Genomic DNA, 3,198 nt, shown 5'->3' with positions numbered 1-3,198 from the left:
AACGCGGGGAGGAGGCCGAACTTCAACAAATCCTCTGGCTGGACCAGGCGGAACACGTCACCGGTGCGGCGATCCTCGGGCGAAGCGACGATGGCGCCGAAGCCGATCGATGTCTTGCGGCCGCGATCGGAGATGATCTTGTCCAGGCCGGCGAAGGCGCCGCCGCAGATGAACAGGATGTTGGCGGTGTCGACCTGCAGGAATTCCTGCTGCGGATGCTTCCTGCCGCCCTGCGGCGGCACGGAGGCAACCGTGCCTTCCATGATCTTCAGCAAAGCCTGCTGCACGCCCTCGCCCGACACGTCGCGGGTGATCGAGGGATTGTCGGACTTGCGCGAGATCTTGTCGATTTCATCGATGTAGACGATGCCGCGCTGGGCCCGCTCGACATTGTAGTCGGCCGACTGCAACAGCTTCAGGATGATGTTTTCGACGTCCTCGCCGACATAACCGGCTTCGGTCAGCGTCGTGGCATCAGCCATGGTGAAGGGCACATCGATGATGCGGGCCAGCGTCTGTGCAAGCAGCGTCTTGCCGCAACCGGTCGGGCCGATCAGCAGGATGTTGGACTTCGCCAGCTCGACATCGTTGTTCTTGCCGGCATGCGCGAGGCGCTTGTAGTGGTTGTGGACCGCCACCGACAGCACGCGCTTGGCGTAGGGCTGGCCGATGACGTAGTCGTCGAGAACCTTGAGGATCTCCTGCGGTGTCGGCACGCCCTCGCGCGACTTCACCATCGAGGTCTTGTTCTCCTCGCGGATGATGTCCATGCAGAGCTCGACGCACTCGTCGCAGATGAAGACCGTCGGACCGGCGATCAGCTTGCGCACTTCGTGCTGGCTTTTGCCGCAAAACGAGCAGTAAAGCGTGTTCTTGGAATCGCCGCTGTTGTTGCCGACCTTGCTCATTTTCATGTCCTTTCATGGCCGCCCGCCGATGGTCTGGCTGAAAGGGCGCATACTCTATCTATCGCGGGAATCCGCCGCCGCCAGTGTGTCCCGGCTCCCGCAACGCATTCCGTACGAAACACAAATCAGAAAACGTGGCAATGATTCGCGACAACCCCGCATAAAGCTAAGCCGCCGAAACTCAACATAGCCTTAACGTAGGCAATCCTGTCCCCCGAGGGAACAGCCAATTGTGGCCGAAATGCCGCAAGACGCACCAAAAGCGCGTGATGCCGCCATCCAACTGCCAACTAGCCCTTATGCCACAGCACCTTCAGCCGGCTCGCGCGACGAAATGACCTTGTCGATGAGGCCGAAATCCCTGGCTTCGTCGGCGGTCATGAAATGGTCGCGGTCGAGCGTCTTCTCGATCTCTTCGTAGCTCTTGCCGGTGTGCTTGACGTAGACCTCGTTGAGGCGACGCTTCAGCTTGATGATGTCCTGGGCATGGCGCTCGATGTCGGACGCCTGGCCCTGGAAGCCGCCGGAAGGCTGGTGAACCATGATACGGGCGTTCGGCGTGGCAAAGCGCATGTCCTTGTGGCCGGCAGTCAAGAGCAGCGAGCCCATCGAGGCCGCCTGGCCGATGCAGAGCGTCGACACCGCCGGCTTGATGAACTGCATGGTGTCGTAGATCGCCATGCCCGAGGTGACGACGCCGCCCGGCGAATTGATGTAGAGGTTGATTTCCTTCTTCGGATTCTCGGCTTCCAGGAACAGCAGCTGCGCGCAGACCAGCGTCGCCATGCCGTCCTCGACCGGACCGGTGATGAAAATGATGCGCTCCTTGAGGAGGCGAGAGAAAATGTCGTAGGCCCGCTCGCCACGATTGGTCTGTTCGACCACCATCGGAACGAGGTTCATGTAGGTTTCGACGGGGTTCTTCATTGATTGTCTCTTATCTCGCGGTGGGATTCCGGCGCCGGGAATGCTGGCAGATCGGGCAGAATCGGTTCTGAATCGTTATTCCGTAAATAGGATGCCGGCTCATCCTTGTGCAAGGCCGACCCCTCCTAGCCATCTGGGTAAGTCGAATCAAGGTTACATTTCACGGGATTCATCGACCTGTGCCGTGATCATTCGGCGGTGTTGTCACCACCGTAGCAATTTCTTAACCGCATCGCTTAACGAAATGCGCCGAAATCGCTTTTCTCCGAGGCGGCTTCCCCTACAATTCAGCGTTGAACCTATGAGTTCAACAGGGGGAGTGTCATGTCTGGGAAAACCGCATGCTTCGCCATTGCCGGGCTGACCATGCTCGGCACGATTTCGCAGACGGCGGCCGGCGGCCGCGCCGTCGAGTGCTATGAACCCATCCGAACGCCTGATGTCTACGACACGGTCTATGAAGACGTGCTGGTCAGCCCGCCCGGCCAGCAGGTCGTCGACTATGTCCCTGCCATCTACGGCACCCGCGAACGCGTGGTGATGACCGTTCCGGCACAGGTGACCTACGAGGTCGTGCCCGCCGTCACCCGCACCGTCTACCATACAGTCCGGGTCGATGGCGGCGGCTATTCCTGGGAATGGCGCGTCATCCATGGCCGCAAGGTGCTGTGCAAGATCTGGCACAAGGCGCGTTATGAGCGCGTCGCCGAAACCGTCGTGATCCAGCCCGAACGCACGCGCCGTGTCGTCATTCCCGCACAGTACGACAGCATCGCCGAGGAGGTGCTGGTGCAGTCGGAACAGAGACGCGTCATCGATGTTCCCGCCTCTTACCAGACCGTCGCGCGCCGCGTGCTGGTCCGTGAAGGGTCTTCAGGCTGGCGCCGCGTGCATATTCCCAGGCATTGCCAGGATTAGGTTAAGCGCCGGCGCCGTTCAGGCCACCTCCGCCCGCAGCCATGCCTTCAGGCCGCCAATATCGCCATTGCCGATCGCCGCCGCCACCCGCCGGCCGACCGCCGCGCCGAATTTGTAGCCGTGGCCGGAGCAGGCCGAGATAACAAGGCACTTGCCCTTTTCATGCGCCATGAATTTCTCGTCGGCGGTGAAAGTGTAGGCGCAGGTAACGACTTCGATCACCCGGTACCCATCGATGCGGGCGATCGGCGGCGAAAACAGGTTGCGGATCGCCTCGCCTTCGCCGGCCACCGGCTGACGGTTCCAGTCGGCGTCGCTGGTCGGCACCCTGTGCAATCCGGACCCGAATTTCATGCCGGCGCCGCCGGAGGGCGGGATCACATATCCGTCTACCGCGCCGCCGATATCGAGGACGACCGGCGCCGCCTGCCAGACGGCCTTGAGG

General features: G+C 61.3%; 3 protein-coding genes and 1 pseudogene. 1 reads left to right on the top strand and 3 read right to left on the bottom strand.

Annotation, left to right across the window (positions count from 1 at the left end; all coding sequences use genetic code 11):
- Both clpX and clpP read right to left on the bottom strand, forming a co-directional pair.
- Nucleotides 1-908, bottom strand: a 908-nt coding sequence (gene clpX, locus EN993_RS33540; protein ID WP_127266025.1) for an ATP-dependent Clp protease ATP-binding subunit ClpX, incomplete at its 3' end; no start/stop codon positions are given.
- Nucleotides 909-1,205: 297 nt separating this feature from the next.
- The gene (clpP, locus tag EN993_RS33535) at nucleotides 1,206-1,835 is read right to left on the bottom strand and encodes an ATP-dependent Clp endopeptidase proteolytic subunit ClpP (protein WP_109669506.1); all 630 of its coding nucleotides are present in this window, start codon (nucleotides 1,833-1,835) and stop codon (nucleotides 1,206-1,208) included.
- A gap of 324 nt (nucleotides 1,836-2,159) precedes the next feature.
- Between clpP and EN993_RS33530 the strand changes: the two genes are divergently transcribed.
- Nucleotides 2,160-2,753: a hypothetical protein gene (locus EN993_RS33530; protein WP_127266024.1), complete on the top strand. Its 594-nt coding sequence runs from the start codon at nucleotides 2,160-2,162 to the stop codon at nucleotides 2,751-2,753.
- 18 nt (nucleotides 2,754-2,771) lie between these two features.
- Here the strand turns inward: EN993_RS33530 and EN993_RS33525 are convergent.
- Nucleotides 2,772-3,198 (bottom strand): annotated as a pseudogene (locus tag EN993_RS33525) (sarcosine oxidase); the annotation flags it as partial.

This window comes from Mesorhizobium sp. M7D.F.Ca.US.004.01.2.1, from assembly GCF_003997785.1.
Lineage (GTDB): Bacteria > Pseudomonadota > Alphaproteobacteria > Rhizobiales > Rhizobiaceae > Mesorhizobium > Mesorhizobium loti.
This window is presented reverse-complemented; position numbering and strand designations above follow the sequence as displayed.

Coding starts and splice junctions, on each gene's coding strand:
- EN993_RS33530 (WP_127266024.1), top strand. CDS start 2,160: ATGTCTGGGAAAACCGCATGCTTCGCCATTGCCGGGCTGACCATGCTC.
- clpP (WP_109669506.1), bottom strand. CDS start 1,835: ATGAAGAACCCCGTCGAAACCTACATGAACCTCGTTCCGATGGTGGTC.